Below are 24,892 nucleotides of genomic sequence, written 5' to 3' on the forward strand. Positions count from 1 at the left end.
TATATCCGATGGTGTACAAACACCCTAACTATATTTATATATTTTACTCTATAAAATATGACAATACAAGAAAGGTTAATATTTTAACAATTATCTTACAACAGAACTTTTAGAATACTCGACCTTAGTGTACTCTTTATTAACTAAAGTCAGTATATTTTCGTACAAATAATTGTGAGCTGATATATTATTCATCATACTATTTTTATACAATATATCTGCCACATCATAAGCACAAAATGTTTTTGCATCACTATATACATATGTCCCGTCAATTAACTTTGCATATGCCTTCACTGTCCATTTGTCTGTATACTCAGCTGCCTGTTTTGATGTAAAACACACTGTCATTGCATAACTTGAGGCTATATCCGAGTCGGAAGCATTTATTGACAGCTGTCCGTTTTTTGTTCCCTCCACGCTTTTAACATATTTACTGCTGCTTCCAACATGCATATCCTCTTCATCTGCATAGTCAGCTAATGAATAAAGCATACCATATCCTATAACTTCCTTTTGATTTATTACGGAATCTACTGAGTACACAGTTCTCATTCCACCTAATGTTGCACTAATCTGATATCCGTTTATTTCTATTCCCTTACTAATGGTATTGCCTGATTTTGGAATTCCCTGTGGGGTAATGGTTGGTCCATATACCTCCAAAACCGTTTTTCCAGCATCATCCTTTGTAAAATGAATCCTGTCTATACAAAGTCTTCTTGGTTCTGTTTTAGTAAGACTACTGTGGCAATGATATACAATAAACATCTCACTTCCATCAGGTGAAGACACTATTCCATGATGTCCTGCACCATGTACTAATGTATTAGACTGCATAATAGGATTATTTTCATATTTTGTATAATTTCCAAGCGGGCTGGTGGCAGTTGCATATCCACTTCCATAATAATCACTTTCAAAGTGGGAACCTGAATATGTAAGGTAATACACTCCGTCCTTTTTTAGCATAAACGGCCCTTCCGCTACCTTTGCCTTATTTGTTTCCCATGCTTCTTCCGGCGAAATAAGACATGTAATTGTAGAATCATCCATGGTTCTCATATCTGAATTAAGCTTTGCACCATAAATGTAATTACCGTCACTTACTCCGCTTTTTCCATAAAACCTTACAAAATATATATAGTATTGTCCATCATCATCCTTAAACACATGAGCGTCTATTTCTTTACCCTCATGCATAGGCTTCTGTTCCTCCTTCGTCTGGGTAAATGGTCCAAGAGGTGAGTCACTTGTTGCAACACTTAAATGTTCATTTGCAACGTAATACATATAAAACTTACCGTCTTTTTCTATTAAATCCGGTGCCCAAAATCCACTGTCACCATATACATCATTTTTAGATAATGCCCATCCTCTGTCTGTCCAATTAACTAAGTCAGTAGATGAATACACTTTAAATCCTAAATTAGCATTTTCCGTATTAGTTGCATATAAATAATACATACCCTTGTAATACAACACATCCGGGTCTGCGCAGGAATTTAAAACTGAATTGGTATATGTTTTTTCCGGTGTTTTTGGATTATATTCAAATACACTTAAATTTTTAAATGAAGCTCCTGAAAGCCAATGTCTAAATCCTACTGTACCGCTTGAAAAATCATTATCAACTGCCACTATTTTGGCATAATTTTCACCATTATAATTAACATATCCTTTTATTTCATTCCCTGCCACTGCTACAGATACACGATAATATTTATTGTATTCAATTGTCATTTTCTTCTTTGCAATTTCAGTCCATTTATTTTGATGGACTTTTCCCAAAATCACTTCTTTTTTCAGTGCATCTATTCCAAAATAATATCCGTCATAACCATCTGAAACACTACTGTAAGGATTGTTTACCCTAAAAATTATCCCCCCCTGATTGCTGTCTTTACTGCCATCTTCCTTTACGCTTATATCCGCCTCTACAACAAAATCAGTAAATTCATTTCCTGACACAACTACCTTGTTGGAATTTCCTCCATTAATGGACATAACATTTTCATTATATACAGGGGTATTTGAAACTAATCCCGGATAAAAATCAAGACCATATGAATCTCCAAAATTTGTGCTGTATAATAAATTTCCTGTTCCCGGTATTACCTCATAATTATTATTTTTTCCTAAAGTATCCATATGATAAAAACGTTGATTTCCCGAAAAATGATCTATGGAAATTAAAATGTTATTTCGTGAGGTTTCCACAATTCCCGGAGCATATGCTTTAGAACCTCCTGTCCATATGTCGGTTAAAAGCCCCCAGGTTTCAAAATTATCCATTGTTCTTATGTATTTAATATGAGTTCTTCTCTTTGACACATTCTCTGAAGATGAATCCGGTGTGCCTTTGAAATCCTCATCAGTGCAAAATACCACGCCTACAGGTCCGTTACCAACTCTGACAGCCATAGGACAATATGCATTATATCTTCTACCGGATTCCGAATCTATGGTTGACTGATAAACTATTTTTCTTCCTGAATAGTTCCACGTATATCCTCCATCATTAGACTGTATTGCCCTTACCACGTTAGAATACACGCCCCCCGATTTATTATCTTCAATACCTTCCGTCACAACCATGATTCTATTATTTCCTAAATCAACTACAGATGCCATTCCGTCTCTTACAAATTTAGATGAATTAGCATCTCTTGAAGCAGCAACTACGCCGTACTTATTCCATGCTCCCGTAAGACCATCTCTTCCCTGCATTGCAATCCACTGTGCACCGGATACACCATTTTCAGCAGCCAGAGGTTCCGAATCATAATAACACTGCATATCTCCATTTTGTGTCACAAACAGCCACGGAGCACCTACAAACTGACTACATCCTGAAATTACGGTGCTGTCATATACCCAGTTATACCCACCATTATCACTTCTACATACAACAACTGAATATTTACCCTCTGCATTTTTTTCACGAAATGCACAATACACCTTATCTGTCCCTGAAACAGCCATAAACATAACATCACCATAATTAATGTTGTCATTGCTTGCCACTGTACCTATTTTAGTCCAGTTTTCCCCTCTGTTTGAGCTTGTCCATACTTCTATTGTATGACCACTGCTCCTTCCGCCAATTACCGTTCCGTCATCTTTCATTGACATAGAACGTATAGCTCCTGAGCCATAGTATAACTCCTCAGGTGTGTTAGCATATGTTGCACTACCTGATATTAACAGTAATGTAACAACAAAAATCAAGCATAAATATTTCTTCAAAATAAATCCCTCCACTTATAAATATACTTTTATAGATTATTTATATCTAAATTATTTTCTCCCTACAAGTAGTGTAATTTTTTTATAAGGTATTATATTTTATATTCATCACATAAGAATGTTTTTCAGATTCACTTTTCTCTTGATTTGTTTGCTTTAAAGTGTTAAACTTTAAAGTGTTGAAGTAATTATATTCTAATAACAGGATAATTGATTATTTTATTTTTTCGTTTATAATTTACAATGTAAGTATCAAAAGTATAAATTAACTAACAACAGAATGGAGTTTTTATGAGAAATACAGATAGTTTAACATATGGATTTATTGGAATAGGATTAATTGGAGGTTCAGTGGCTAAAGCCCTTCGCCGTGTATATCCCGGCTGTAAAATTATAGTCTACAATCGCGGTGCAAAGCCAAGGGTAATGGCAATGAATGACGGTACTGCAAACATTGCCGTAGATTGTGTTGATGATACCTTTAGGGAATGTGATTACATATTTTTGTGTACCCCGGTGGAAAAAAATGTGGAATACCTTTCATTATTAAAGAATATTATTAAGGATGATTGTATTATTACCGATGTGGGAAGCGTAAAAAGTAACATTCATGCCGCCATTAAAAAACTGAACATGGAGAAGAATTTTATTGGAGGACATCCTATGGCCGGCTCTGAAAAGACAGGCTATGAGTTTTCCAATGACCGCCTTTTGGAAAATGCTTACTATCCTGTTACGCCTACAGATAGCGTTGATAATAAATATGTTAAGGAATACTCCAAAATAGTTTCTGACATAGGAGCCATTCCTATTGAAATATCCTATAAGGAACATGACCGTGTAGTTGCTGCGGTAAGTCATTTGCCGCATCTTATTGCTTCAAGTCTGGTTAATTTAGTAAAGCATAATGACAGCCCTCTTGAATATATGAAAACCTTTGCAGCAGGAGGATTTAAGGATATTACACGTATTGCCTCCTCTTCTCCTGAAATGTGGGAGCAAATATGTATGACAAACAATATTAACATTAGCGAAATGTTAGGACTATATATTGAGGACTTAAAGAAGGTTCAAAATGAATTAGATAAAAAAGACGGCAGGGCTATCAATAATATGATAGCCGAAAGCCGTGATTATCGTGATAATTTAGATGAGCATAACAATAGTATTATCCAGAGAAGCTATAGCGTTTTCTGTGATATTATTGATGAGTCCGGTGCTATTGCAACCATAGCTACCATATTAGCTACTAATGGCATTAGCATTAAAAATATCGGAATCATTCACAACAGAGAACATCAGGAAGGGGTCCTTAAAATCTCATTTTATGATGAATCCTCTGCAAATAAAGCTATTGAACAGCTTGAAAGACACAGATACAAGGTTTTTAAGAAAAAATAAACTAGAAAATATCTTTCAGCTCTGTGATTTTGTAAATAATTTTATCTGCAACACTTAAATCCTGATTTCCTGAATCAGGATTTCTAAATCCAATGCAGGTCATTCCTGCTGTTTTTGCAGCTCTGCTTCCATTTGCAGAATCCTCTACAACAGTACATTCCGCCGGCTTTCCACCAAGTTTTTCTGCTGCTACCAGGAAAACATCAGGAGCCGGCTTTGGTTTTTCCACATTTTCCGCACTAAACAAAAGTTTAAAGCATTTATCTATTCCCAGGGTTTTCATCTGGCTTTCAATATAATCCTGAGATGAAGAAGATGCCACTGCCATTTCATAGCCTTTATCATAAAGATATTTTATTGTTTCCACTGCACCCTCTATTCTCGGAATACCTTTTTCCTTAAGCATCTCATCCTTAACCTGGGAAAATCTTTCCGGCAAATCCGTATATACGCTTACATCCACTCCATATCCCTCTTTTATAAGGTTATACAAAAAGCTTCTTGTAGAACCGATACAGCCTTTATAATGTTCGTAATCAATATCTATTCCTTTTTCCTTAAATACCTTTTTCCATATTTCAAAATGCATAGGTTCGGTATTTACCAAAACACCATCCATATCAAATAAAATATATTTACCCATATTTTCTTTTCTTCCCAATCTTTGTTATTTTGTAATTTCATCAAGAACCTCAAAATAATTTTCAAATGTTTTTTTACAACATAAAGGATTCTTTATAACTATTCCCTCTACTAAAAGACCAATAAGAGAAAAACTCATGGCTACCCTGTGGTCATCGTAGGTTTCAATTTCTGCACCGTGTAATTTTCCCGGCACTATTTTTACATCAGTTCTGCCGTTTACCTCAATAATTTCCGTATCACAGCCTATCTTTTTCAGTTCATTGGCAATAACTGCTACCCTGTCAGATTCCTGCCCCCTTATATGACCGATATTTCTAATGACAGTTGGCGTTGAGGCAAAGGCTGCCACCACTGCCATTGTAAGTGCCTGATCAGAAAAATCCGACATATCAATGTCTATGCCTGAATATTCTTTAATCTGACTTCCGTCAATAATTACACCTTCTTCAGATTCCGCTACAATACATCCTAAGTTTTCTAACACCTTTAAAAATTTCACATCTCCCTGCATGGAATCTAAATGTATCTGATAAACTCTTGCTTTTGTCTTTAAAATAGCTGCCATGGCGTAAAAATAACATGCTGCTGACATATCAGGTTCAATATAGTAATCGCTACAGCTAAATCCGACATTTTCTATCACATATGTATCATCGGTTCTTAAATACTTAATTCCAAACTGTCTCATTAAGTTTTCAGTTATTTTAATGTAAGCACCCTTGGTTCTGGAGCCTGTAAGAGTAACTGTTAACCCGTTTATAACGCCTGCCATCATTAATCCGCTGGCATACTGACTGCTTTTGGTAGTATCTATTTCAACCTTTGTGTTTTTTATTCCCTTAGAATGAATTTCAAAAGGAAAATGACCTTCTTTTTCAAGACAATTAATAGTTACACCACACTGTCTTAAAACATTAATTAACTCTTCCATAGGACGTTTCTTCATCTGTTCAGAAGAATTAAGAGTATAATTTCCACCTGCCACTGCTAACAAAACAGTCATAAATCTTGCGGCAGTTCCTGCACTTCGTACATTTATACATGCATTTTTATTGGGAATATTTCCATTTTCCCCTTGTATAATTACCTGTTTTTCAGATTCATTAATATTAACGTCAAATCCTAAGCTTACAAGACAATCTAAAAACGCCCTGGAATCATCACTAAACAGCACCCCTTTAAGTCTGCATTTTCCCTGTGATAAAGCTGCCAACATAAGTGCACGGTTTGTAATGCTTTTTGAGCCGGGAACCACAACATCAATGTTTCTTTTATCCTTAATTCTTTTTACCTTATAAGTATCCAACTGGTTTTCTCCCATTCATCCTATTTTATAAACATAGCATCGCCAAAGCTGAAAAATCTGTATTTTTCCTTAACTGCAATTTCATAAGCATTAAGTACCTTTTCCCTACCGGCTAAAGCTGACACTAACATAATAAGTGTTGATTCAGGCAAATGGAAATTGGTAATAAGACAATCAATTGCCTTAAACTTATATCCCGGATAAATGAAAATCTGTGTCCATCCACTACCTTCATGTACCACTCCATTTTCATCTGTTACTGTTTCTAATGTTCTGGTACTGGTAGTTCCAACTGAAATAATGCGTCCACCATTTTCTTTACATGTATTAATGAGATTAGCATCTTCTTCATCCACCATATAAAACTCTGAATGCATATGATGTTCCAAAATATTGTCAACCTTTACCGGTCTGAAAGTTCCCAGTCCCACATGAAGGGTAACGTGGGCAATTTTAACACCCTTTTCCCTGATTTTTTCTAATAATTCCTTAGTAAAATGAAGTCCCGCCGTTGGTGCTGCCGCTGAGCCTTCATACTTGGCATATACCGTCTGGTATCTGCTTTTATCTTTAAGTTTGTGGGTAATATATGGTGGAAGAGGCATTTCACCCAACCTGTCTAATACTTCCTCAAATATTCCCTCATAATTAAACTTAATAAGTCGGTTTCCTTCCTCAACTACATCAATAACTTCTCCTGTAAGAATGCCGTCGCCAAAGTTAATAACAGTTCCCGGCTTACATTTTTTGCCGGGCTTAACTAAAGTTTCCCACACATCCTTTTCACGCCTCTTTAAAAGAAGAACTTCGATTTTTGCGTCTGTTCCTACTTTGTTTCCATACAATCTTGCAGGCAAAACCTTTGTATCATTTATAACAAGGCAGTCTCCCGGATTTAAATAATCTATTATTTCCTTAAATACGTGATGCTCCACATTCCCTGTTTCCTTATCAAGTACCATAAGTCTGGAACTGCTTCTATCCTCTAAAGGATCCTGAGCAATTAACTCCTCAGGCAAATCATAATAATAATCATGTAAACTCATTTTATTTTCGCTACACATAATATATCCTCTTTTCTATTTGTTCTTTATTATTTCATCACTATCTAACACAATGGTAAAAGGTCCGTCATTTACAAGGCTTACCTTCATATCCGCTCCAAATATTCCCTTTTCAACTACATCTATTTCTTTTTTGCACTGTGATATAATATATTGGTACATTTCATCTGCCATATCCGGTGCACCGGCGTTTACAAATGAAGGTCTGTTACCTTTTTTACAATCACTATATAAAGTAAACTGTGAAATAAGAAGCAGCTCTCCACCTACGTCCTTTAAAGCTAAATTGGTTTTCCCATTTTCATCTTCAAAAATTCTCATTCCAATTAGTTTTTTAATCATTTTATCAGCAATTTCCACAGTGTCCGTACCGGCAATTCCTATAAAAACCATAAATCCTTTTCCTATTTTGCCAACTACTTTTCCATCTACGGAAACATTAGCATCAGTTACACGCTGTATCAAAAACTTCACTTTTATCACCTCTTGTTTTATTGTCCGCCTACTAGTTTACAATATCTTTTAAGCTTTGTAAAATACTAAAGAAGTTTATCTGTTTCATAAGCTAAATATAATGGTGTTTTTTCACATTTTCCCCTTCTATTTTTTAGATTCTTATAAAAACAGACATACCATTGTAGTTTTCACCACTTATGATATGCCTGTCTTAATCAACTTACCCTTAAGGTTCTATCCTCTAAGCTGGATTCCCATTTCTTCAAGTCCTTTAAGAATCTTCTTCATTGCACTTGAAACATCATTTTCCTCTAATGTTCTGTCCTTTGCCCTAAATACTATTGAATAAGCAACTGACTTGAATCCTTCTTCAATCTGGTCTCCTTCATATATGTCAAAGAGACTGTAGCTTTCAAGATTCTTTCCGCCGCTCTTTTCAATAACTTCCTCTATCTGTCCCACTAAAATATTCTTTGGAACTACCATTGAAATATCTCTTGTGACAGCAGGGAATTTGGCAATGCCCTCATATTTCTTATCAAATGAAGACATTTCATATACATATGGCATGTCAATAACTGCAATATATGCTCTTGTTTTCATGTCATAATTTTCACATACTGTAGGATGAACTTCTCCTAAATATCCAATAACATTTCCGTCATAAACTATGTTAGCCTGACGTCCCGGATGAAGGAATGATTTACCTGCATCAGCATCATAGTGTACTCTGTCCTTCATTCCTACCTGCTCTAAAAATTCTTCCACAACACCTTTCATTGTAAAGAAATCACCATCACCATAAAATCCTAGTGTAAACTGCATTCTTTCATCAGGAAGCTCTGTAAGTGGTAAAGCTTTTGGAAGATAAATATTTCCCATTTCAAAAAGTCTTACGTCTTTGTTTCTTCTGTTGTAGTTTGTAGCTAATGATGTAAGCATACCTCCAAGAGATGATGTTCTCATAACACTGAAATCTTCTCCTAAAGGATTTGAGATAACAATGGATTTTCTCATATCAGAATCCATAGGAAGTAGCAATTTGTCATAAACCTTCGGGCTTTCAAATGAATATGACATTCCCTGTGAAAATCCACAGTAAAGAGCTACTCTTCTTGCAATTTCATCTATTCTTAATTTATAGGATAATTTTCCTGCTGTTGCCTCTCCACTTGGAAGTGCTGTAGGAATGTTGGCATATCCGTAAAATCTTGCCACTTCTTCAGCAATATCGCACATACCAATTAAATCCTGTCTGAATGTAGGTACCGTAATTGTCTTAGTTGCAGCATCATATTTCAGCTCAAGAGCAGGGAAATAACTTACCATCTGCTCCTCTGTAAGATTAAATCCAATAAGTTTATTTACATAATCAGGATCAAATTTAATAGTATGTTCCTCCTTCTTTTCAGGATATACATCTACCATACCTGCAACAACCTCACCGGCACCTAACTCTTCAATAAGCTCACATGCTCTGTTAATTGCATCCTCTGCATTATTAGGGTCAAGTCCCTTTTCAAACTTTCCTGATGCATCAGTTCTAAGTCCTACTCTCTTTGATGAAAGACGGATGTTGGTGCCATCAAAACATGCTGCCTCAAAAAGCATATCCTTAACATCATCATTTATTTTTGAATTTTCTCCACCCATGATTCCTGCTAAGCCTACAGGCTTTTCACCATCGCAAATCATAAGCATTTCGCTGTCTAATTTTCTTTCCTGACCATCTAATGTTTCAAATGTTTCTCCATCATTTGCACGTCTTACAACAATTTTATTTCCTGCTATTGTTGATAAGTCATAAGCATGCATTGGTTGTCCAAACTCTTCCATTACATAATTTGTAATATCTACAAGATTGTTAATAGGTCTGATACCCATTTTTGCAAGACGTCTCTGCATCCATTCCGGTGACGGAGCTATTTTTACATTTTTTACTACCTTTGCACAATATCTTTTACATAAATCCCTATCTTTAATTTCAACTGAAATGTAATCATTTACATCTCCGTCTTTTCCCACAGGAGCTGTTTTTGGTGCCACAAAAGGCTTTTTAAATGTAGCTGCTGCTTCCCTTGCAATACCCATTACACTGTAACAGTCAACTCTGTTAGACGTGATTTCGTATTCAAATACTGTATCATGAAGACCTAACACTTCTACAGCATCAGCCCCTACTTCCACATCATCATCAAATACATATATACCGTTTTCAGGTGCCTTTGGATAATAATCCCTTGATGAGCCTAACTCTTCAATAGAGCACATCATACCATAGGATTCTATTCCTCTAAGCTTGCCCTTCTTAATCTTAATTCCTCCCGGTGTTCTTGAGCCGTCATGTCCTCCGGCAACTCTTCCTCCATCTAAAACTACAGGAACTTTCTGACCTTCTTCAACATTTGGTGCTCCTGTAACTATCTGAATAGTTTCTGTTCCTATATTTACCTGACAAATAACTAACCTATCTGCATCCGGATGTCTTTCTATTTTTTCAATCTGTCCTACAACGATTTTGTCAAGATCAGCATCTAATCTCTCGTAGCCTTCACATTTTGTTCCTGATAAAGTCATTGCATCCATATACTCCTGATCGCTGCATTCAAGTTCAGGAACATATGCTTTTATCCAAGATAATGGTGTATTCATTATTGTAAACTCCTTTCCTTTAGAACTGATTTAAGAAACGGTCATCGTTTTCGTATAACAGTCTCATATCATCTATTTCATATTTTAACAATGCTATTCTCTCTAATCCTACTCCAAATGCAAATCCCTGATATTTTTCAGGATCAATTCCACACATTTCAAGTACGTGAGGATGTACCATACCACATCCTAAAATTTCAATCCAGCCTTCGCCTTTACAGAATCTGCATCCCTTTCCTCCACATTTAAAGCATGAAACATCCATTTCTGCACTTGGCTCCGTAAACGGGAAGTGATGAGGTCTGAATTTAGTCTTTGTATCAGGTCCAAACAACTCCTTGGCAAATTCCTGTAACGTTCCCTTTAAATCTGCAAAGTTAATGTTTTTGTCAATTGCAAGACCTTCAACCTGATGGAATGATGGTGAATGTGTTGCATCTACCTGATCTGAACGGAAAACCCTGCCTGGTGAAATAATTCTGATAGGTGGCTGTGTTTTCTCCATTACTCTTGCCTGAACTGATGAAGTCTGTGTTCTAAGAACGATATTTTTATTAATATAAAATGTATCCTGTTCATCTTTAGCCGGATGATTTGCCGGTATATTAAGTGCCTCAAAGTTGTAATAGTCGTATTCCACTTCAGGACCTTCTACCACTTCGTATCCCATTCCCACAAATATACGCTGCAATTCCTCTAATGCCAATGTGTTAGGATGCTTATGTCCTATTTTGTTCTTTTTAGCAGGAAGTGTAACATCAATAACCTCTGCCTTAAGTTTTGCTTCTCTTGCCTTCTCCTGTAACTGGGCTTTAACTTCCTCCATTTTTTCCTCAATGGCTTTTCTTGTATCATTAACCATCTGACCTACCTTTGGTCTGTCTTCCGGAGCAACATCCTTCATTCCCTTAAGAACTTCTGTCAGTTGTCCCTTCTTTCCAAGGATTTCTACTCTTATGTCATTAAGAATATTTAAATCTTCGGCATTTTTGATTTTTGCAATTGTTTCCTGTTTAATTGCTTCTAATCTCTCCTTCATGTTACCTGTCCTTTCATCTTTATTTTAATAAATAATTTTCTTTATTGCTAACGCAAAAAGTCCCTGCATCATACGATGCAGGGACGAAATATACACTTCCGCGGTACCACCCATATTCTCACGAATAATATCCGTAAACTCTCATTTATGCTTAACGCGCCTCTCACGTCACAAACTACTAAGGAATCCGTTCATAAGTGCGGCTCCTGTGGGAAATTCAACCACTGTCTGAACTTAAGAGACCTTTCAGCCGGTGAGTCTCTCTCTCTTAAAGAAAACAGCTGTCTACTTACACATTCATTGCCTTTACAACATTCAAATTTTAACATACAAAAATATTACTGTCAAGTTTGAAAATTATCTATAGGTTTAATCTTACAATTCCTATTGCACATACCAATGTTATGCATATTATGTTTTTTATAATTGTCTCTCTGCTACTTTTCACAAACCTTCCTCTTCCTGAATCCATAATAACATTATCCTATCATAATTTGTTTTCCCTGTACATATTTGCCATCCTGTGAAAAAATGTTATACTAATGCATATACTTTATATAAACGGAGATTAAGATGAAAAAAATTATGAATTTTGCCCTGAATATATATGGATTTTTTTATAGAATGGGAAAAGACAGAGTTGGAATATATACCGCCCAGGCATCATTTTTCATTACCTTGTCACTATTTCCTTTTTTACTTTTGTTTTTAAACGTAGTTGGTATGACAAGTTTAGACAAAAATGCCCTTATAAGGATTATCAACAGTTATTCACCGGATGTTATTAAGCCCCTTCTCATTCAGATTATTGGTGAGCTGTATACCCATGTATCAGGAACGTTGCTTTCCATTGTGGCTATTGCCGCAGTTTGGTCTGCCTCTAAGGGGGTTCTTTCAGTAATGTTTGGTTTATATGAAATCAGTAAAATTCACCGTGATAGGAACTATTTAATATCACGTTTTGTTTCTATGCTCTATACTATTTTATTTTTACTGGCAATTATTGTAACCATGGTTCTTTTGGTATTTGGTAACAGGATATTTAATCTTCTTTTGTCCTTTATTCCAATACTGGAGAATGTTACAATACTTACTCTTATATTAAGATATCTTATTTCTTTTGTTATTTTATCGGGATTTTTCATTATACTGTATAAAATAGCTAACTTCAGGCTTACAACAATAAAAAAATGTATACCGGGAGCTCTTTTTTCTGCCCTTGGATGGATGATTTTTTCATATGTATTTTCTATTTACATTGATAATTTTTCGAATATGTCCTATATGTACGGAAGTCTTACGGCATTTATTATTATAATGCTTTGGATATATTTCTGTATCTATATTTTATTTATCGGTGCAGAAATAAATAAGCTTCTTCATCCTGAAACAGAGGCATTTTACTATGAAAAAGTTCAAAAGTAATCCTAATTAGCATTCTTTATTTCAATGCCATGATAATAGCTTTTTAGGATGTCTTTATAATTTTTCCCTGACTTTGCCATTTCCATGGCTCCATTCTGACTCATTCCACTGCCATGACCAAAGCCACCACCATATATGGTATAGCCTCCCTTTTCCTTTTCCAACAGAATAAATGCGCTAGGCAACATAGTCATTCCAGCTCTTGTGGTATCATCACATAATTTGATTTTTCCGTAACATGAGCATAACGCCTTTCTTATTTCATTTTGATTTTGCATAACAATCTGTCTTTTGTCACCGTATACGGTAATCTGGGAAGCAATTCCCCCGGCACCTCTCTCATTTACTTCAATACGGCTTATATTTCCCACATTTACCCCTGTAGTGTTATAAATGGAATTTTCTAACTGCTCATTGGTATAATAAACCCTCCACCTGTAAAATGGATATTTGCTTTCAATTCCTTTTACATTCTTTTTAATAAATTTTTTAAACTCCCACTGATTTTTTACATTTCTTTTGGAATTTTCCGTAAAGTTTTCCCCCTTTAAATAATTCATCTTCTCCTTACCCCATATTTTGTAGTCGGTGGTATATCCACAGGATGTGGAAAAATAATAAGCCTTTATTAACTTGTTTTTGTAAGTCATTACTACTCCCTTAGTTTCTTCTGCCGCCCTTTTGCTGTTTTTTCCCGGCTTTATTCTGTTGTACACCTGAAAATCAGTACTGTCATCAGCATTTGCCTTATACTTTTCATATTTTAAAGCATTAGATTTCATAATAAAATTTCTTGCACACACAGCCTGTGCCTTTAATGCCTCTAATGAAGATTCCTCTCCTATCTCACTGGATATAACTGCCGCAATATAATTTTCCATATCCACCTGATTTACCACAACCATTCCGCTTTGTTCCCTATATAAATATAATTCCCCCATATACACCGGAGAACCGTTTTCAGTATTATGCCCCTGTATTGTGATGCCGGTTTTCCCATAAATTTTTACCACATCACTGTTTTTAAAATAACTGCTATCTCCATCTAAACTAACTTTTTTGCAGCCTTTTTGTTTTGCAAAATTTTTACCGTAATAAACCTTTAGATTGTCTCCTTTTAGTGTTAGGCTTGAATGATAAATTGATGTATAATTGTTACTCATTATTACAATCCTTACCTTTTGAAGCTGTTTTATACCTGTTTTCTTTTTGTCTTCCGTTGTTGCTTCTTTAATCAGAATATTTGTGGTATTTTCAGTGGAAATTGTATCTATTTTTTGTATTACTTCCCGGCATTTTTTTCCTGTTATAATGGCTGTTATAAGAAAAAATACCGAAAAAAACACTATTATCTTTTTCATGCTCCCCCCTATTTATGTTGTCCCTATGTTTCATACTATTAATACTCTCAGAAAATTATTCAGCATAAAAGTAAGCCGGAGAAGTTTTATACTTTTCCGGCTTACTTTTAAAAATCGGGCAGTAAAAACTGCCCGACTGCTTTTCCTATGTTTGTTATGTATACCCGAAATGCCCTTCCTGCGTTTTGAGTCCTAGCAACTGCCAGGTGGGCAACCGCATCTAAAGTTCTGAAGTCCACTAAATAACGAGGCATGTCATCCCCTTAGAGATATAGGAATCCCTTTAATCAAACTGTAGGTTCAAAATATACAGGACCTACGAGCATCTCAGGTAACTATATTATAAGTTATGAAACCTTTTTTTGCAATATGTTTTCATTTCCAAATTATGTGTAAATTCGCAAAATTCCGTGACTATTTTTTAGATACTATTTCATCCTTATTTTTGAAAATGCTATTTTCAGGTATAACTCCTCTTACACATGACAACGGATAAACATTTGTATGTCTTCCTATCATTGTTCCCGGATTAAGTACGGAATTGCATCCTACTTCAACATAATCTCCCAGCATGGCACCAAACTTTTTAAGTCCGGTTTCAATTCTTTCATCACCGTCTTTTACTACCACAAGAGTTTTATCAGACTTTACATTAGATGTAATGGAGCCTGCTCCCATATGAGAGTGAGTACCTAAAATACTGTCACCTACATAATTATAATGTGGCACCTGAACAGTATTAAATAATACAACATTCTTAAGCTCTGTAGAATTACCTACTACGCAATTCTTTCCAACAATAGCCTTTCCTCTGATAAAGGCTCCCGGTCTTACCTCTGTTCCCTCATCAATTATCAACGGTCCATTAAGAGTTGCCGTAGGTGCTATGGTAACTGACTTGTGAATCCAGATATTGTCACCTTTTTTGGTAAATTCATCCTTTGGTAATTTATCACCCAGTTTTAAAATAAAATCACCAATATCAGCTAACACTTCCCATGGATATTCCTTTCCTTCAAAAAGTTCTGCTGCTATAGTTTCATTTAAATCATATAAATCCTTTATTTTATACATATTATCCTTCTCTCCAAACTGCTTACAGCTGCAGTTTATTCTATGATGTTATAACACCGGTAATTACTCAACTGTAACTGATTTTGCAAGGTTTCTTGGTTTGTCAACATTAAGTCCCTTTAATACTGTAGTGTAATAAGCCACTAACTGAAGAGGAATAACCGTAATAAGAGGCATTAATATGTCCTCTAAGACAGGAACTTCTATAACCTCATCCATAACCCCTTCACTAAATTCTGTACCTTCCTTGCATACTGTTATGGTAAAGGCGCCTCTTGATTTAACTTCCATAATATTGCTTACAGTCTTTTCCAGTAAGTCTGACTGGGTTGCCACACCAATAACCGGCATTCCATCTGTAACTAAGGAAATAGTTCCATGCTTTAATTCTCCCGCTGCATAGCTTTCTGAATGAATGTATGATATTTCCTTTAATTTAAGTGAACCTTCCATACTAAGAGTATAGTCAAGTCCTCTTCCGATATAAAGAAGGCTGGTTGCTGTTATAAGCTTGCTGGCAACATACTTGCACCTGTCTTCACATTCCATTGTTTTCTCAATCATTTCAGGAATTTTCTGTAATTCTGCTGTGAGTCTTCTGCATTCCTCTTCTGTTATTGTTCCCTTAGCATATGCCATTTCATATGCTAACAGATACATTACTGCCATCTGAACTGAAAATGCCTTAGTTGATGCAACAGAAATCTCCGGTCCTGCATGAGTATATAAAACCATGTCTGCCTCTCTTGCTATGGATGAACCTTTAACATTTACCACAGCTAACACCTTTGCACCTTTTTCATGGGCTAAATGAAGGGCTGCCTTGGTATCTGCAGTCTCTCCTGACTGGGAAATAACAATAACTAAGTCTTCACTTGTCACAATAGGATCTCTGTATCTGAACTCTGATGCAATATCAACTGTAACTTCCGTTCTTGCCAACTTCTCAATTACATATTTTCCTACCATTCCTGCATGCATTGCTGTTCCACATGCCACAATAAAGAATTTTCTGTAATTCTTAAGCATTTCCGGTGTAAGACCACATTCTGATAAATCAGGCATTCCGTTGTTAATTCTTGGGGAAATTGTAGTTTTTACCGCTGTTGGCTGTTCATGTATTTCCTTAAGCATAAAATGCTCATATCCGCCTTTTTCAGCTGCATCCATATCCAGATTTGAAACCTGCACTTCCTTAGTAATAGGTTCTCTGTGAATATTACAAAATTCAATTCTGTCTGACTTAATGGTTGCTATTTCATTTTCTTCTAAAAGATAGTATTTTCTTGTGTATTTTAAAATTGCAGGAACGTCAGAAGCTATAAAATTCTCTTCTTCGCCTACACCTATAATAAGAGGGCTATCCTTTCTTACTGCAAAAATTCTGTCCGGGAAATCCTTAAAAAGTATTCCAAGAGCATAAGCCCCTCTAATATCATTTAATGTCTTAATAATAGCTTCCACCGGATCACCTTCATAATAGTAATCTAATAATTTTGCAACTGTTTCAGTGTCTGTTTCACTTATAAATGTATAACCCTTTCCAATCAGGAAATTCTTTATATCTTTATAATTTTCAATAATTCCATTGTGAACTATTGATACTCTCTTACTTCCATGAGGATGAGAGTTAATATCTGACGGTTCACCGTGAGTTGCCCATCTTGTATGACCAATTCCGCAATGACCATCCGGTTTATGTTCTTTATTTATTTTTTCTCTAAGATTCTTTAATTCACCTTTTGATTTTTCAACCATTATACGGTCCTTTTCAAAAACCGCAATTCCTGCTGAATCATATCCACGGTACTCAAGCTTTGATAATGCATCTAAAAGCACTTCAGTACAATCTCTTTCCCCTACATATCCAACAATACCACACATTATTTCTTCCTCCTATAAAACTGCGCTACGTAGTTGTAATAACCTGTCATTTGTCCTGAGTTGTTTAAATTTATTACATTGTTAAATCTGCCTCTTATAAATTCATTTAACTTATGCATATACTCATCTGAGGTTATTTTGCCTTCTGCCACCTGAGTAAGTCCTAATTCCCAACTGGCGGTTAATTCCGGGTTTAGTAATGACTTAATGGAGCCATGTACCACACCAAATATCATTTCACCTAACTGGGTAGGTGTAATAACCTGTGTTTTTTTGTTTAGAGATAAATATTTGATATTTACCAGTTTCTTAATAATTTCAGCCCTTGTGGCACTGGTTCCAATTCCCGACCCTTTAATTTGCGCTCTCAGGTCTTCGTCCTCAATAAGCTGTCCGGCATTTTCCATTGCCAGAATAAGTGAACCTGACGTATATCTTTTAGGAGGTGAAGTTTCACCCTCCTTTATCTCTGTTCCCGATACTGGGATTTTATCACCTTTTTTTATATTATGCAAAAGATTAAAGAAATCTTCATCCAAACTTAATTCGGAATTTTCACTGTTTTCTTCATTTGTACCTTCCACATCTTCCTGTTTTGCACTTTTTTTCTTTTCCTTCGGCACACCTGCTATTTCCAGATATCCCTTATTTACAAGGATTTTAAAATTAGAGCTAAACTGTTCCGTTGTTGTAGTTTCATCCCTGTAGGTTGCCGGCATTATACCTATAAGAGATGCCTTTTTGTAAATGGCAGGGGGATAAAATATGCTAAGGAATCTCCTTACAATAACCATATAAACCTTTTGATTTATAGGCTTTTGCTTCTGCAAACCATTAAGTCCCTGTCCCGTTGGTATTATGGCATAATGGTCTGTAATTTTTCTGTCATCCACATATTTTGTCTTTTCAATGCCCTTATAAGATGATGCCTTTAATATATTAACGGCAAAGTGTCCACATGGAGAATAATTCTGCAATCCTCCTATATTTTTATGTATCTCCTTTGCCACTGCCGTAGATAACACTCTGGCATCGGTTCTTGGATAAGTTACCAGCTTATTTTCATATAATTCCTGAACCACGTTAAGAGTTTCATCAGGGCTTATTTTAAACATTTTTGAGCAGTCATTCTGCAACTCAGCCAGATTGTAAAGTAACGGTGCCTGCTTTTTTTCCTCCTTCATGGTAATGGATTTTACAGTCATTTCCAAAGGATAAGCATTGCTTTCATTATTAGTGCTGTTTCTTTCTAAAGCATTAATTAAAGCCTCTGCTACCGGCTTTTCCTTAAACCCGTTTTCCTTATACAAATAAGGTGTTTCAAAAAATTTTGAGCCCTCTACCGCCTTCCATTCAGTGTCAATTTTTCTTCCACCTATATCAGTAGCTGCTAAAACACGGTAAAAAGGGGTTTTTACAAAGCTTCTTATTTCTCTTTCCCTGTTGCAAATCATTCCAAGGACACAGGTCATAACCCGTCCTACATTTATGGACTTCCATCCGTCTTTTAAATAATTTTGAATGGAATTTCCATATTTAAGGGTTAAAAGCCTTGAAAAATTAATTCCCATAAGATAATCTTCCTTTGCTCTTAAATATGCTGCATCTGAAAGATTATTATATTCACTTAAATCCTTTGCTTCCCTTATTCCTCTGAGAATTTCCTCCTCTGTCTGGGAATCTATCCACACACGCTTTTCCTTTTTATTTTTTACCCCTGCTTCCTGAGCAACTAATCTGTATATGTACTCCCCCTCACGTCCCGAGTCGGTACACACATAAATAGTTTCCACATCATCTCTATTTAAAATATCCTTTACAATTTTAAACTGCTTTTTTACTGACGGTATAACTTCGTATTTCCATTCACCCTCAGGAATGAATGGCAAATCCTTTAAATTCCATTTTTTATATTTTTCATCATACACTTCCGGATAGCTCATAGTCACTAAATGACCGACGCACCATGTTACAATGGCATTTTCACTTTCCATATATCCGTCCCGCCTTGAAGTGTTAAGCTTTAATGCCTTTGCGAATTCCGCCGCAACACTTGGCTTTTCCGCAATAAATACTGATTTTCCCATTTAATTCCTCTATCTAGTTAATCTCATCTAATGTCCTGTTATATGAGGGAAGAAATTCCTTCATAAATTTATTCACTTCCTCCATATTCATATCCTCTAAATACTTTTTAATGGTTTCCTCTGCCTTTTGGAAATCGCTGTTTCCCATATTTTTTTCTTCTAAACACTTAATATATGCTGACAGCTTATCTGCCGCCTTAACAATTTTCCAATCATCATTTTCTTCTTCAATTAATATGTTCTTATATGCCCCTCTCATTTTTTCCGGTAATTCTGACAAAAGCTGGTTTGCTGCAATATGTTCCACTTCCTTGTAGGCATCCCGTATTTCCGGTGCATAATATTTTATGGGAGTTGGCAAATCTCCTGTTATGATTTCTGTTGTATCATGCATAATTCCCAACATTGCAATATGTTCAGCATTGTAATTCTTATTGTAATAAGTATTTCCTATAACTGCCAGTGAATGAGCAATAATTGCCACTTCCAGGCTATGCTCTGCAATATTTTCGTTTATTGTATTTCTCATAAGTCCCCAGCGGTTTATATATTTCATTCTGGCCAACATACCAAAAAAATTATTCATAATACATTTCCTCTTCCATTGCAAATTTGCGCACTTAACGTTTAGTATAACAAATAAATAAAGAAAAGTATATACCATACAAAACGTAAAAAAGTGCTTAATCAGGCATAACGTATATGTCTGACTAAACACTTTTATTATTAGTTAAATTCTAATTAGTCTAAAAATTTCTTAACTATATCCTTCATTCCGTCTACTTCAACTAAATTGTTATGACGAACTTCTGCATTTCTTATTTCTTCAATGGCATTAGGAACTTTTACATTTCCTATTTTACTTAATTCATCCACTAATTCAAAATCGCCCATGCTATCATACTTAGGATCAATGGCAACCATAACACTTCTTGTAAACTTAAAAGGACTTGCTGTTGAAGCAATAACGGTTACTGTGTCATCATTTGTTTCTGCCTTGTATTTTTTGTATACACTTGCAGCTACTGATGTATGAGTATCCATTATATAACCTGTTTTATCATATGTGTCTCTGATTGTTTCTGCTGTTTCCTCTTCTGACGCATAATTTCCATAGAAATCATCTAACTGCTTTTTCATGTCATCAGTAATGTCATATTTTCCGTTTACCTTAAGACTGTTCATTAATTCATTATTCTTATCAGCATCATTTCCTGCAATCTTATAAATTAATCTTTCAAGGTTGCTGGAAATAAGAATGTCCATTGAAGGTGATGTTGTAAGAATAAATTCTCTGTTTTTATCGTATTCTCCTGTTTTAAAGAAATCAAACAATACTTTATTTTCATTTGAAGCACAAATAAGTTTTGCTATTGGAAGTCCCATATTCTTTGCATAATATGCAGCTAAAATATTTCCAAAGTTACCTGTAGGAACCACAACATTCATTTTCTGGTCTTTAGCTAACTTTCCTTCAGCATATAACTTAGCATATGCATATACATAATATGCAACCTGTGGCACAAGTCTTCCAATATTAATTGAATTAGCTGATGAGAACTGATATCCTCTCTTATCCATTTCTGCTGCAAGTTCCTTGTCTCCAAAGATTGCCTTAACACCGCTTTGTGCCTGATCAAAGTTACCTTTTATGGCAACAACGTAAGTATTGTCACCCTTTTGTGTAACCATCTGTTTTTCCTGAATAGGGCTGACTCCGCCATCAGGATAAAATACTATAATTCTTGTTCCCGGCACATCTGCAAATCCTGCCATGGCAGCTTTTCCCGTGTCACCTGATGTAGCTGTAAGAATAACTATTTCATTTTTTACATTATTCTTCTTTGCTGATGTTGTAAGCAGATATGGGAGAATAGACAATGCCATATCCTTAAATGCAATTGTTTTTCCATGGAATAATTCCAGATAATATGTTCCCTGAACTTCTGCTAAAGGTGCAATTTCTTCTGTATCAAACTTTGAGTCATATGCATTGTTGATGCAATACTTAAGTTCCCCTTCAGTAAAGTCAGTGAAGTATAACTTCATAACTTCATATGCTACCTGCTGATATGTCATTTTGGATAATTCTTCCACTGAAACATCTAACTTCGGTATTTCCAATGGAACAAATAATCCGCCGTCATCTGCTAAACCCTTTAATATAGCCTCTGATGCCTTAAGTGTTCCTTCTTTACTTCTTGTGCTCTTGTAAAGTATCTCTTTCATTAAAACAATCCTCTCTCTCTTATCTGTTATTTATGTAATTGATTAATCCGCCACTGCTGATTATCTTTTGCATAAATTCAGGGAATGCCTGTCCCTGATATTCTTCACCTTTTGTTTTATTATATATTTTTCCGCTGTCAAAATCTACCTCTACTTCATCTCCATCGGCAATTCCTTTTGCTGCCTCAGGACACTCAATAATAGGAAGTCCGATATTAATTGCATTTCTGTAAAAAATCCTTGCAAAGGTTTCTGCAATAACACAGCTTACACCGGCAGCCTTAATAGCTATTGGTGCATGCTCTCTTGAGGAACCGCAGCCAAAGTTTTTGTCTGCTACAATAATATCACCTTTATTTACTTTATTTACAAATTCCCTGTCTATATCTTCCATGCAATGTTTTGCCAGTTCTTCCGGGTCCGGAACGTTAAGATATCTTGCCGGAATAATAACATCTGTATCAACATTACTTCCAAATTTAAATACTCTTCCTTCTGCTTTCATGTGCTACCTCCTATAATCCTAACTCTTCAGGTCCTGAAATTTTACCTGTTACGGCACTTGCTGCTGCTACGGCAGGACTTGCAAGATAAACCTCTGATTCAGGATCACCCATACGGCCTACAAAGTTTCTGTTTGTTGTAGCAATGGCTCTTTCACCCTTTGCAAGGATACCCATATGTCCACCAAGACAAGGTCCACATGTAGGAGTGCTAAGGGCACAGCCTGCCTTTATAAATATTGAAGCAAGACCTTCTTCTATACACTGTAAATAAACAGCCTGAGTTGCCGGGAATATAATACATCTTACACCCTTTTTAACTTCTCTGCCATCAAGAATCTTTGCTGCAATTCTCATATCTTCAATTCTACCGTTGGTACATGAACCGATAACAACCTGATCCACCTTAACTTCTCCCACGTTGTCAATTGTTCTTGTATTTTCAGGAAGATGAGGAAATGCTACTGTTGGCTTTAATTCACTTAAATCAATAGTATATTCTTCATCATATACTGCATCTTCATCAGGAGTATATTCAGTAAATTCCTTTGTAGAATGTTTCTTCATATATTCACGGGTTAAATCATCTACAATAAATATTCCGTTTTTTCCACCTGCTTCAATAGCCATGTTAGTCATGGCGAATCTGTCATCCATCGAAAGGTATTTAACCCCTTCTCCCATAAATTCCATTGAACGGTATAATGCTCCGTCTACACCTATCATACCGATAATGTGAAGAATAACATCCTTTCCACTAACCCATTTTCCAGGCTTTCCAACTAAGTTAAATTTAATGGCTGAAGGTACCTTAAACCATGCCTTTCCTGTTGCCATTCCGGCTGCCATATCCGTACTTCCAACACCAGTTGAAAAAGCTCCAAGAGCTCCATATGTACAGGTATGTGAATCAGCACCGATTACCACATCTCCTGCTACTACTAATCCTTTTTCAGGAAGTAAGGCATGTTCTATTCCCACACGACCTGTTTCAAAGTAATTTGTTATATCATTTTCTTCTGCAAAATCCTTTACACATTTGTAAAGCTCTGCTGATTTTATATCCTTATTTGGAGTGAAATGGTCAGGTACTAATGCAATTTTATCCTTGCAAAATACGCAATCCACATCCATTTTTTTCATTTCACCAATAGCTACAGGTGCAGTTACATCATTACCTAAAACCAAATCCAAATCGGCTTCAATTAACTGTCCTGCTTTAACTTCATCAAGTCCTGCATGCTTTGCAAGAATCTTCTGAGTCATAGTCATTCCCATGTTGATTTCCTCCTTATATCTATACCCACATCCTGAGATGTATTTATATACACAATCTTTATTATATTAAAACAATTTTCAATCATAGTCAATAACCGTGATACATTAAAGCCTTAGAATATCTCCTATTTTTACTTTTTTCTTCTTTTAACTTCTTATTTTCCTTGAAAGGATGTCAAAAATGTGTTATAAACTTTATGACACGGAGACGTACCGAAGTGGCCGTAACGGGGCTGACTCGAAATCAGTTTATCAGTTTACTCTGGTACAAGGGTTCGAATCCCTTCGTCTCCGCTTTTTTTATGTCTGGAGATTACAAATTATGCACTATTATTCCCTTAATTCATATTTAAAAAATAAATACGGATGTAAAGTATATAAACTTTCCCTTTCCTCAGGGCTTTCCTGCCCTAACAGAGACGGAAAAATCAGTTATGGCGGTTGTATCTTCTGTAGTAACGGAGGTTCAGGTGAATTTGCCTCCTCCTGCCATGAAACTATCACTAATCAAATTGAAGATGCTAAAAAAAGGGTATCTGACAAAATTAAGAACGGCAAATTTATTGCCTATTTTCAGTCTTTTACCAACACTTACGGTGAAGTTTCCTACTTAAGAAAAATCTTTACTGAAGCCATAAATCACCCTGATATTGTAGCATTGTCCATTGGCACAAGACCTGACTGCCTTCCTAATGAGGTTTTGGAATTATTAGACGAATTAAATAAAATCAAACCAGTGTGGATAGAATTAGGGTTTCAAACCAGTAATGAAGAAACTGCCCGCTATATTAACCGAGGATACACCCTGGATGTTTTTGATAGTGCAGTAGACAAGCTTAACCGAATCAGTGTAGATGTTATTGTTCATATAATCTTAGGGCTTCCTAATGAAACAGAAAAAGATATGATAAATACCGTAAAATATGCCTGTTCTAAAAATATTTCCGGTATAAAATTACAGCTTTTACATGTATTAAAAGATACTGCATTGGCTAATGATTATTACTTAAATAAGTTTTCTGTATTATCTCTTGAAGAATATACAGATATTTTAGCCAAGTGTATCACGTATATCCCACCTAATGTGGTTATTCACAGAATAACCGGAGACGGACCTAAATCACTTCTTATTGCCCCTGAATGGAGTGGTAACAAGAAGATGGTTCTTAACTATATTAATCGTAAATTTGACCGGATTGATTTGAAACAGGGAAGTAATGTTACTTTGTAAACTTTTCA

Annotated in this window: 18 protein-coding genes, 1 tRNA gene, 1 other RNA gene and 1 other annotated feature; of the genes, 4 read left to right on the top strand and 16 right to left on the bottom strand. The window is 35.6% G+C overall.

Annotated elements, in window-relative coordinates; genetic code table 11:
* Nucleotides 1-90 precede the first annotated feature (90 nt).
* The gene (locus H8S00_RS02565; protein ID WP_118588439.1) at nucleotides 91-3,249 is read right to left on the bottom strand and encodes a family 43 glycosylhydrolase; all 3,159 of its coding nucleotides are present in this window, start codon (nucleotides 3,247-3,249) and stop codon (nucleotides 91-93) included.
* A 291-nt stretch (nucleotides 3,250-3,540) separates the two neighbouring features.
* On the opposite strand from H8S00_RS02565, the gene H8S00_RS02570 reads away from it, so the two are divergent.
* Nucleotides 3,541-4,650: a prephenate dehydrogenase gene (locus tag H8S00_RS02570; protein ID WP_021953291.1), complete on the top strand. Its 1,110-nt coding sequence runs from the start codon at nucleotides 3,541-3,543 to the stop codon at nucleotides 4,648-4,650.
* A 1-nt stretch (nucleotide 4,651) separates the two neighbouring features.
* On the opposite strand, the gene H8S00_RS02575 is transcribed toward H8S00_RS02570, so the two are convergent.
* The 6 genes from H8S00_RS02575 to pheS form a co-directional block, all read right to left on the bottom strand.
* The gene (locus H8S00_RS02575; RefSeq protein WP_118588438.1) at nucleotides 4,652-5,293 is read right to left on the bottom strand and encodes an HAD family hydrolase; all 642 of its coding nucleotides are present in this window, start codon (nucleotides 5,291-5,293) and stop codon (nucleotides 4,652-4,654) included.
* A gap of 24 nt (nucleotides 5,294-5,317) precedes the next feature.
* Complete coding sequence (gene aroA, locus H8S00_RS02580) at nucleotides 5,318-6,601, bottom strand: 3-phosphoshikimate 1-carboxyvinyltransferase (RefSeq protein ID WP_243052965.1); 1,284 nt, start codon at nucleotides 6,599-6,601, stop codon at nucleotides 5,318-5,320.
* Nucleotides 6,602-6,621: 20 nt separating this feature from the next.
* A complete protein-coding gene (gene queA / locus H8S00_RS02585; protein WP_494545894.1) occupies nucleotides 6,622-7,665 on the bottom strand; it encodes a tRNA preQ1(34) S-adenosylmethionine ribosyltransferase-isomerase QueA in 1,044 nt (347 codons plus the stop codon).
* Between the two features lie 15 nt (nucleotides 7,666-7,680).
* Nucleotides 7,681-8,139, bottom strand: coding sequence for a D-aminoacyl-tRNA deacylase (gene dtd / locus H8S00_RS02590; protein ID WP_118588436.1), 459 nt, complete (start codon nucleotides 8,137-8,139; stop codon nucleotides 7,681-7,683).
* A gap of 216 nt (nucleotides 8,140-8,355) precedes the next feature.
* Nucleotides 8,356-10,773: a phenylalanine--tRNA ligase subunit beta gene (gene pheT, locus H8S00_RS02595; RefSeq protein ID WP_186839943.1), complete on the bottom strand. Its 2,418-nt coding sequence runs from the start codon at nucleotides 10,771-10,773 to the stop codon at nucleotides 8,356-8,358.
* A gap of 19 nt (nucleotides 10,774-10,792) precedes the next feature.
* Nucleotides 10,793-11,812 carry a phenylalanine--tRNA ligase subunit alpha gene (pheS, locus tag H8S00_RS02600; protein ID WP_021953297.1) on the bottom strand — a complete coding sequence of 340 codons (1,020 nt, stop codon included), beginning with the start codon at nucleotides 11,810-11,812 and terminating at the stop codon, nucleotides 10,793-10,795.
* 76 nt (nucleotides 11,813-11,888) lie between these two features.
* Nucleotides 11,889-12,122, bottom strand: a binding site (T-box leader).
* A 263-nt stretch (nucleotides 12,123-12,385) separates the two neighbouring features.
* On the opposite strand from pheS, the gene H8S00_RS02605 reads away from it, so the two are divergent.
* Nucleotides 12,386-13,237, top strand: coding sequence for a YihY/virulence factor BrkB family protein (locus H8S00_RS02605; RefSeq protein WP_021953299.1), 852 nt, complete (start codon nucleotides 12,386-12,388; stop codon nucleotides 13,235-13,237).
* Nucleotides 13,238-13,239: 2 nt separating this feature from the next.
* Here the strand turns inward: H8S00_RS02605 and H8S00_RS02610 are convergent, their stop codons facing one another.
* The 9 genes from H8S00_RS02610 to leuC all read right to left on the bottom strand — a co-directional run bounded on the left by H8S00_RS02610 (nucleotide 13,240) and on the right by leuC (nucleotide 23,653).
* Nucleotides 13,240-14,598, bottom strand: a complete 1,359-nt coding sequence (locus tag H8S00_RS02610; RefSeq protein ID WP_118589005.1) for a SpoIID/LytB domain-containing protein — start codon at nucleotides 14,596-14,598, stop codon at nucleotides 13,240-13,242.
* A 157-nt stretch (nucleotides 14,599-14,755) separates the two neighbouring features.
* Nucleotides 14,756-14,935, bottom strand: a non-coding RNA gene (gene ssrS / locus H8S00_RS02615) — 6S RNA.
* Nucleotides 14,936-15,012: 77 nt separating this feature from the next.
* On the bottom strand, nucleotides 15,013-15,672 hold the full coding sequence (locus H8S00_RS02620) for an LbetaH domain-containing protein (protein ID WP_021953301.1): 660 nt from the start codon (nucleotides 15,670-15,672) through the stop codon (nucleotides 15,013-15,015).
* Between the two features lie 63 nt (nucleotides 15,673-15,735).
* Nucleotides 15,736-17,556 carry a glutamine--fructose-6-phosphate transaminase (isomerizing) gene (gene glmS / locus H8S00_RS02625; protein ID WP_118589004.1) on the bottom strand — a complete coding sequence of 607 codons (1,821 nt, stop codon included), beginning with the start codon at nucleotides 17,554-17,556 and terminating at the stop codon, nucleotides 15,736-15,738.
* A complete protein-coding gene (locus tag H8S00_RS02630) occupies nucleotides 17,556-19,643 on the bottom strand; it encodes a DNA topoisomerase (RefSeq protein WP_118589003.1) in 2,088 nt (695 codons plus the stop codon). Before H8S00_RS02630 ends, glmS begins: the two co-directional genes overlap by 1 nt.
* 13 nt (nucleotides 19,644-19,656) lie before the next feature.
* Nucleotides 19,657-20,229: a 5'-deoxynucleotidase gene (yfbR, locus tag H8S00_RS02635; protein ID WP_118589002.1), complete on the bottom strand. Its 573-nt coding sequence runs from the start codon at nucleotides 20,227-20,229 to the stop codon at nucleotides 19,657-19,659.
* Nucleotides 20,230-20,384: 155 nt separating this feature from the next.
* Nucleotides 20,385-21,872 carry a threonine synthase gene (thrC, locus tag H8S00_RS02640; protein ID WP_118589001.1) on the bottom strand — a complete coding sequence of 496 codons (1,488 nt, stop codon included), beginning with the start codon at nucleotides 21,870-21,872 and terminating at the stop codon, nucleotides 20,385-20,387.
* A gap of 19 nt (nucleotides 21,873-21,891) precedes the next feature.
* Entirely contained in the window at nucleotides 21,892-22,377 is a 486-nt protein-coding gene (gene leuD / locus H8S00_RS02645) for a 3-isopropylmalate dehydratase small subunit (RefSeq protein ID WP_118589000.1), read from the bottom strand.
* Between the two features lie 10 nt (nucleotides 22,378-22,387).
* Nucleotides 22,388-23,653 carry a 3-isopropylmalate dehydratase large subunit gene (gene leuC, locus H8S00_RS02650; protein ID WP_118588999.1) on the bottom strand — a complete coding sequence of 422 codons (1,266 nt, stop codon included), beginning with the start codon at nucleotides 23,651-23,653 and terminating at the stop codon, nucleotides 22,388-22,390.
* A 204-nt stretch (nucleotides 23,654-23,857) separates the two neighbouring features.
* On the opposite strand from leuC, the gene H8S00_RS02655 reads away from it, so the two are divergent.
* Nucleotides 23,858-23,947: transfer RNA gene (locus tag H8S00_RS02655), tRNA-Ser, on the top strand.
* Nucleotides 23,948-23,975: 28 nt separating this feature from the next.
* The gene (gene mnmL, locus H8S00_RS02660; protein ID WP_118588998.1) at nucleotides 23,976-24,884 is read left to right on the top strand and encodes a tRNA modification radical SAM protein MnmL/YtqA; all 909 of its coding nucleotides are present in this window, start codon (nucleotides 23,976-23,978) and stop codon (nucleotides 24,882-24,884) included.
* Nucleotides 24,885-24,892: the final 8 nt, after the last annotated feature.

It is taken from the genome of Eubacterium segne (assembly GCF_014287775.1).
Classification (GTDB): Bacteria; Bacillota; Clostridia; order Lachnospirales; family Lachnospiraceae; genus Eubacterium_G; species Eubacterium_G segne.

Bases quoted from the DNA above. Each gene is read 5' to 3' on its own strand.
- H8S00_RS02605 (WP_021953299.1), top strand. From the start codon at position 12,386: ATGAAAAAAATTATGAATTTTGCCCTGAATATATATGGATTTTTTTAT.
- H8S00_RS02610 (WP_118589005.1), bottom strand. From the start codon at position 14,598: ATGAAAAAGATAATAGTGTTTTTTTCGGTATTTTTTCTTATAACAGCC.
- H8S00_RS02630 (WP_118589003.1), bottom strand. From the start codon at position 19,643: ATGGGAAAATCAGTATTTATTGCGGAAAAGCCAAGTGTTGCGGCGGAA.
- leuD (WP_118589000.1), bottom strand. From the start codon at position 22,377: ATGAAAGCAGAAGGAAGAGTATTTAAATTTGGAAGTAATGTTGATACA.
- yfbR (WP_118589002.1), bottom strand. From the start codon at position 20,229: ATGAATAATTTTTTTGGTATGTTGGCCAGAATGAAATATATAAACCGC.
- H8S00_RS02575 (WP_118588438.1), bottom strand. From the start codon at position 5,293: ATGGGTAAATATATTTTATTTGATATGGATGGTGTTTTGGTAAATACC.
- thrC (WP_118589001.1), bottom strand. From the start codon at position 21,872: ATGAAAGAGATACTTTACAAGAGCACAAGAAGTAAAGAAGGAACACTT.
- queA (WP_494545894.1), bottom strand. From the start codon at position 7,665: ATGTGTAGCGAAAATAAAATGAGTTTACATGATTATTATTATGATTTG.
- H8S00_RS02620 (WP_021953301.1), bottom strand. From the start codon at position 15,672: ATGTATAAAATAAAGGATTTATATGATTTAAATGAAACTATAGCAGCA.
- glmS (WP_118589004.1), bottom strand. From the start codon at position 17,556: ATGTGTGGTATTGTTGGATATGTAGGGGAAAGAGATTGTACTGAAGTG.
- leuC (WP_118588999.1), bottom strand. From the start codon at position 23,653: ATGGGAATGACTATGACTCAGAAGATTCTTGCAAAGCATGCAGGACTT.
- pheS (WP_021953297.1), bottom strand. From the start codon at position 11,812: ATGAAGGAGAGATTAGAAGCAATTAAACAGGAAACAATTGCAAAAATC.
- pheT (WP_186839943.1), bottom strand. From the start codon at position 10,773: ATGAATACACCATTATCTTGGATAAAAGCATATGTTCCTGAACTTGAA.
- mnmL (WP_118588998.1), top strand. From the start codon at position 23,976: ATGCACTATTATTCCCTTAATTCATATTTAAAAAATAAATACGGATGT.
- H8S00_RS02570 (WP_021953291.1), top strand. From the start codon at position 3,541: ATGAGAAATACAGATAGTTTAACATATGGATTTATTGGAATAGGATTA.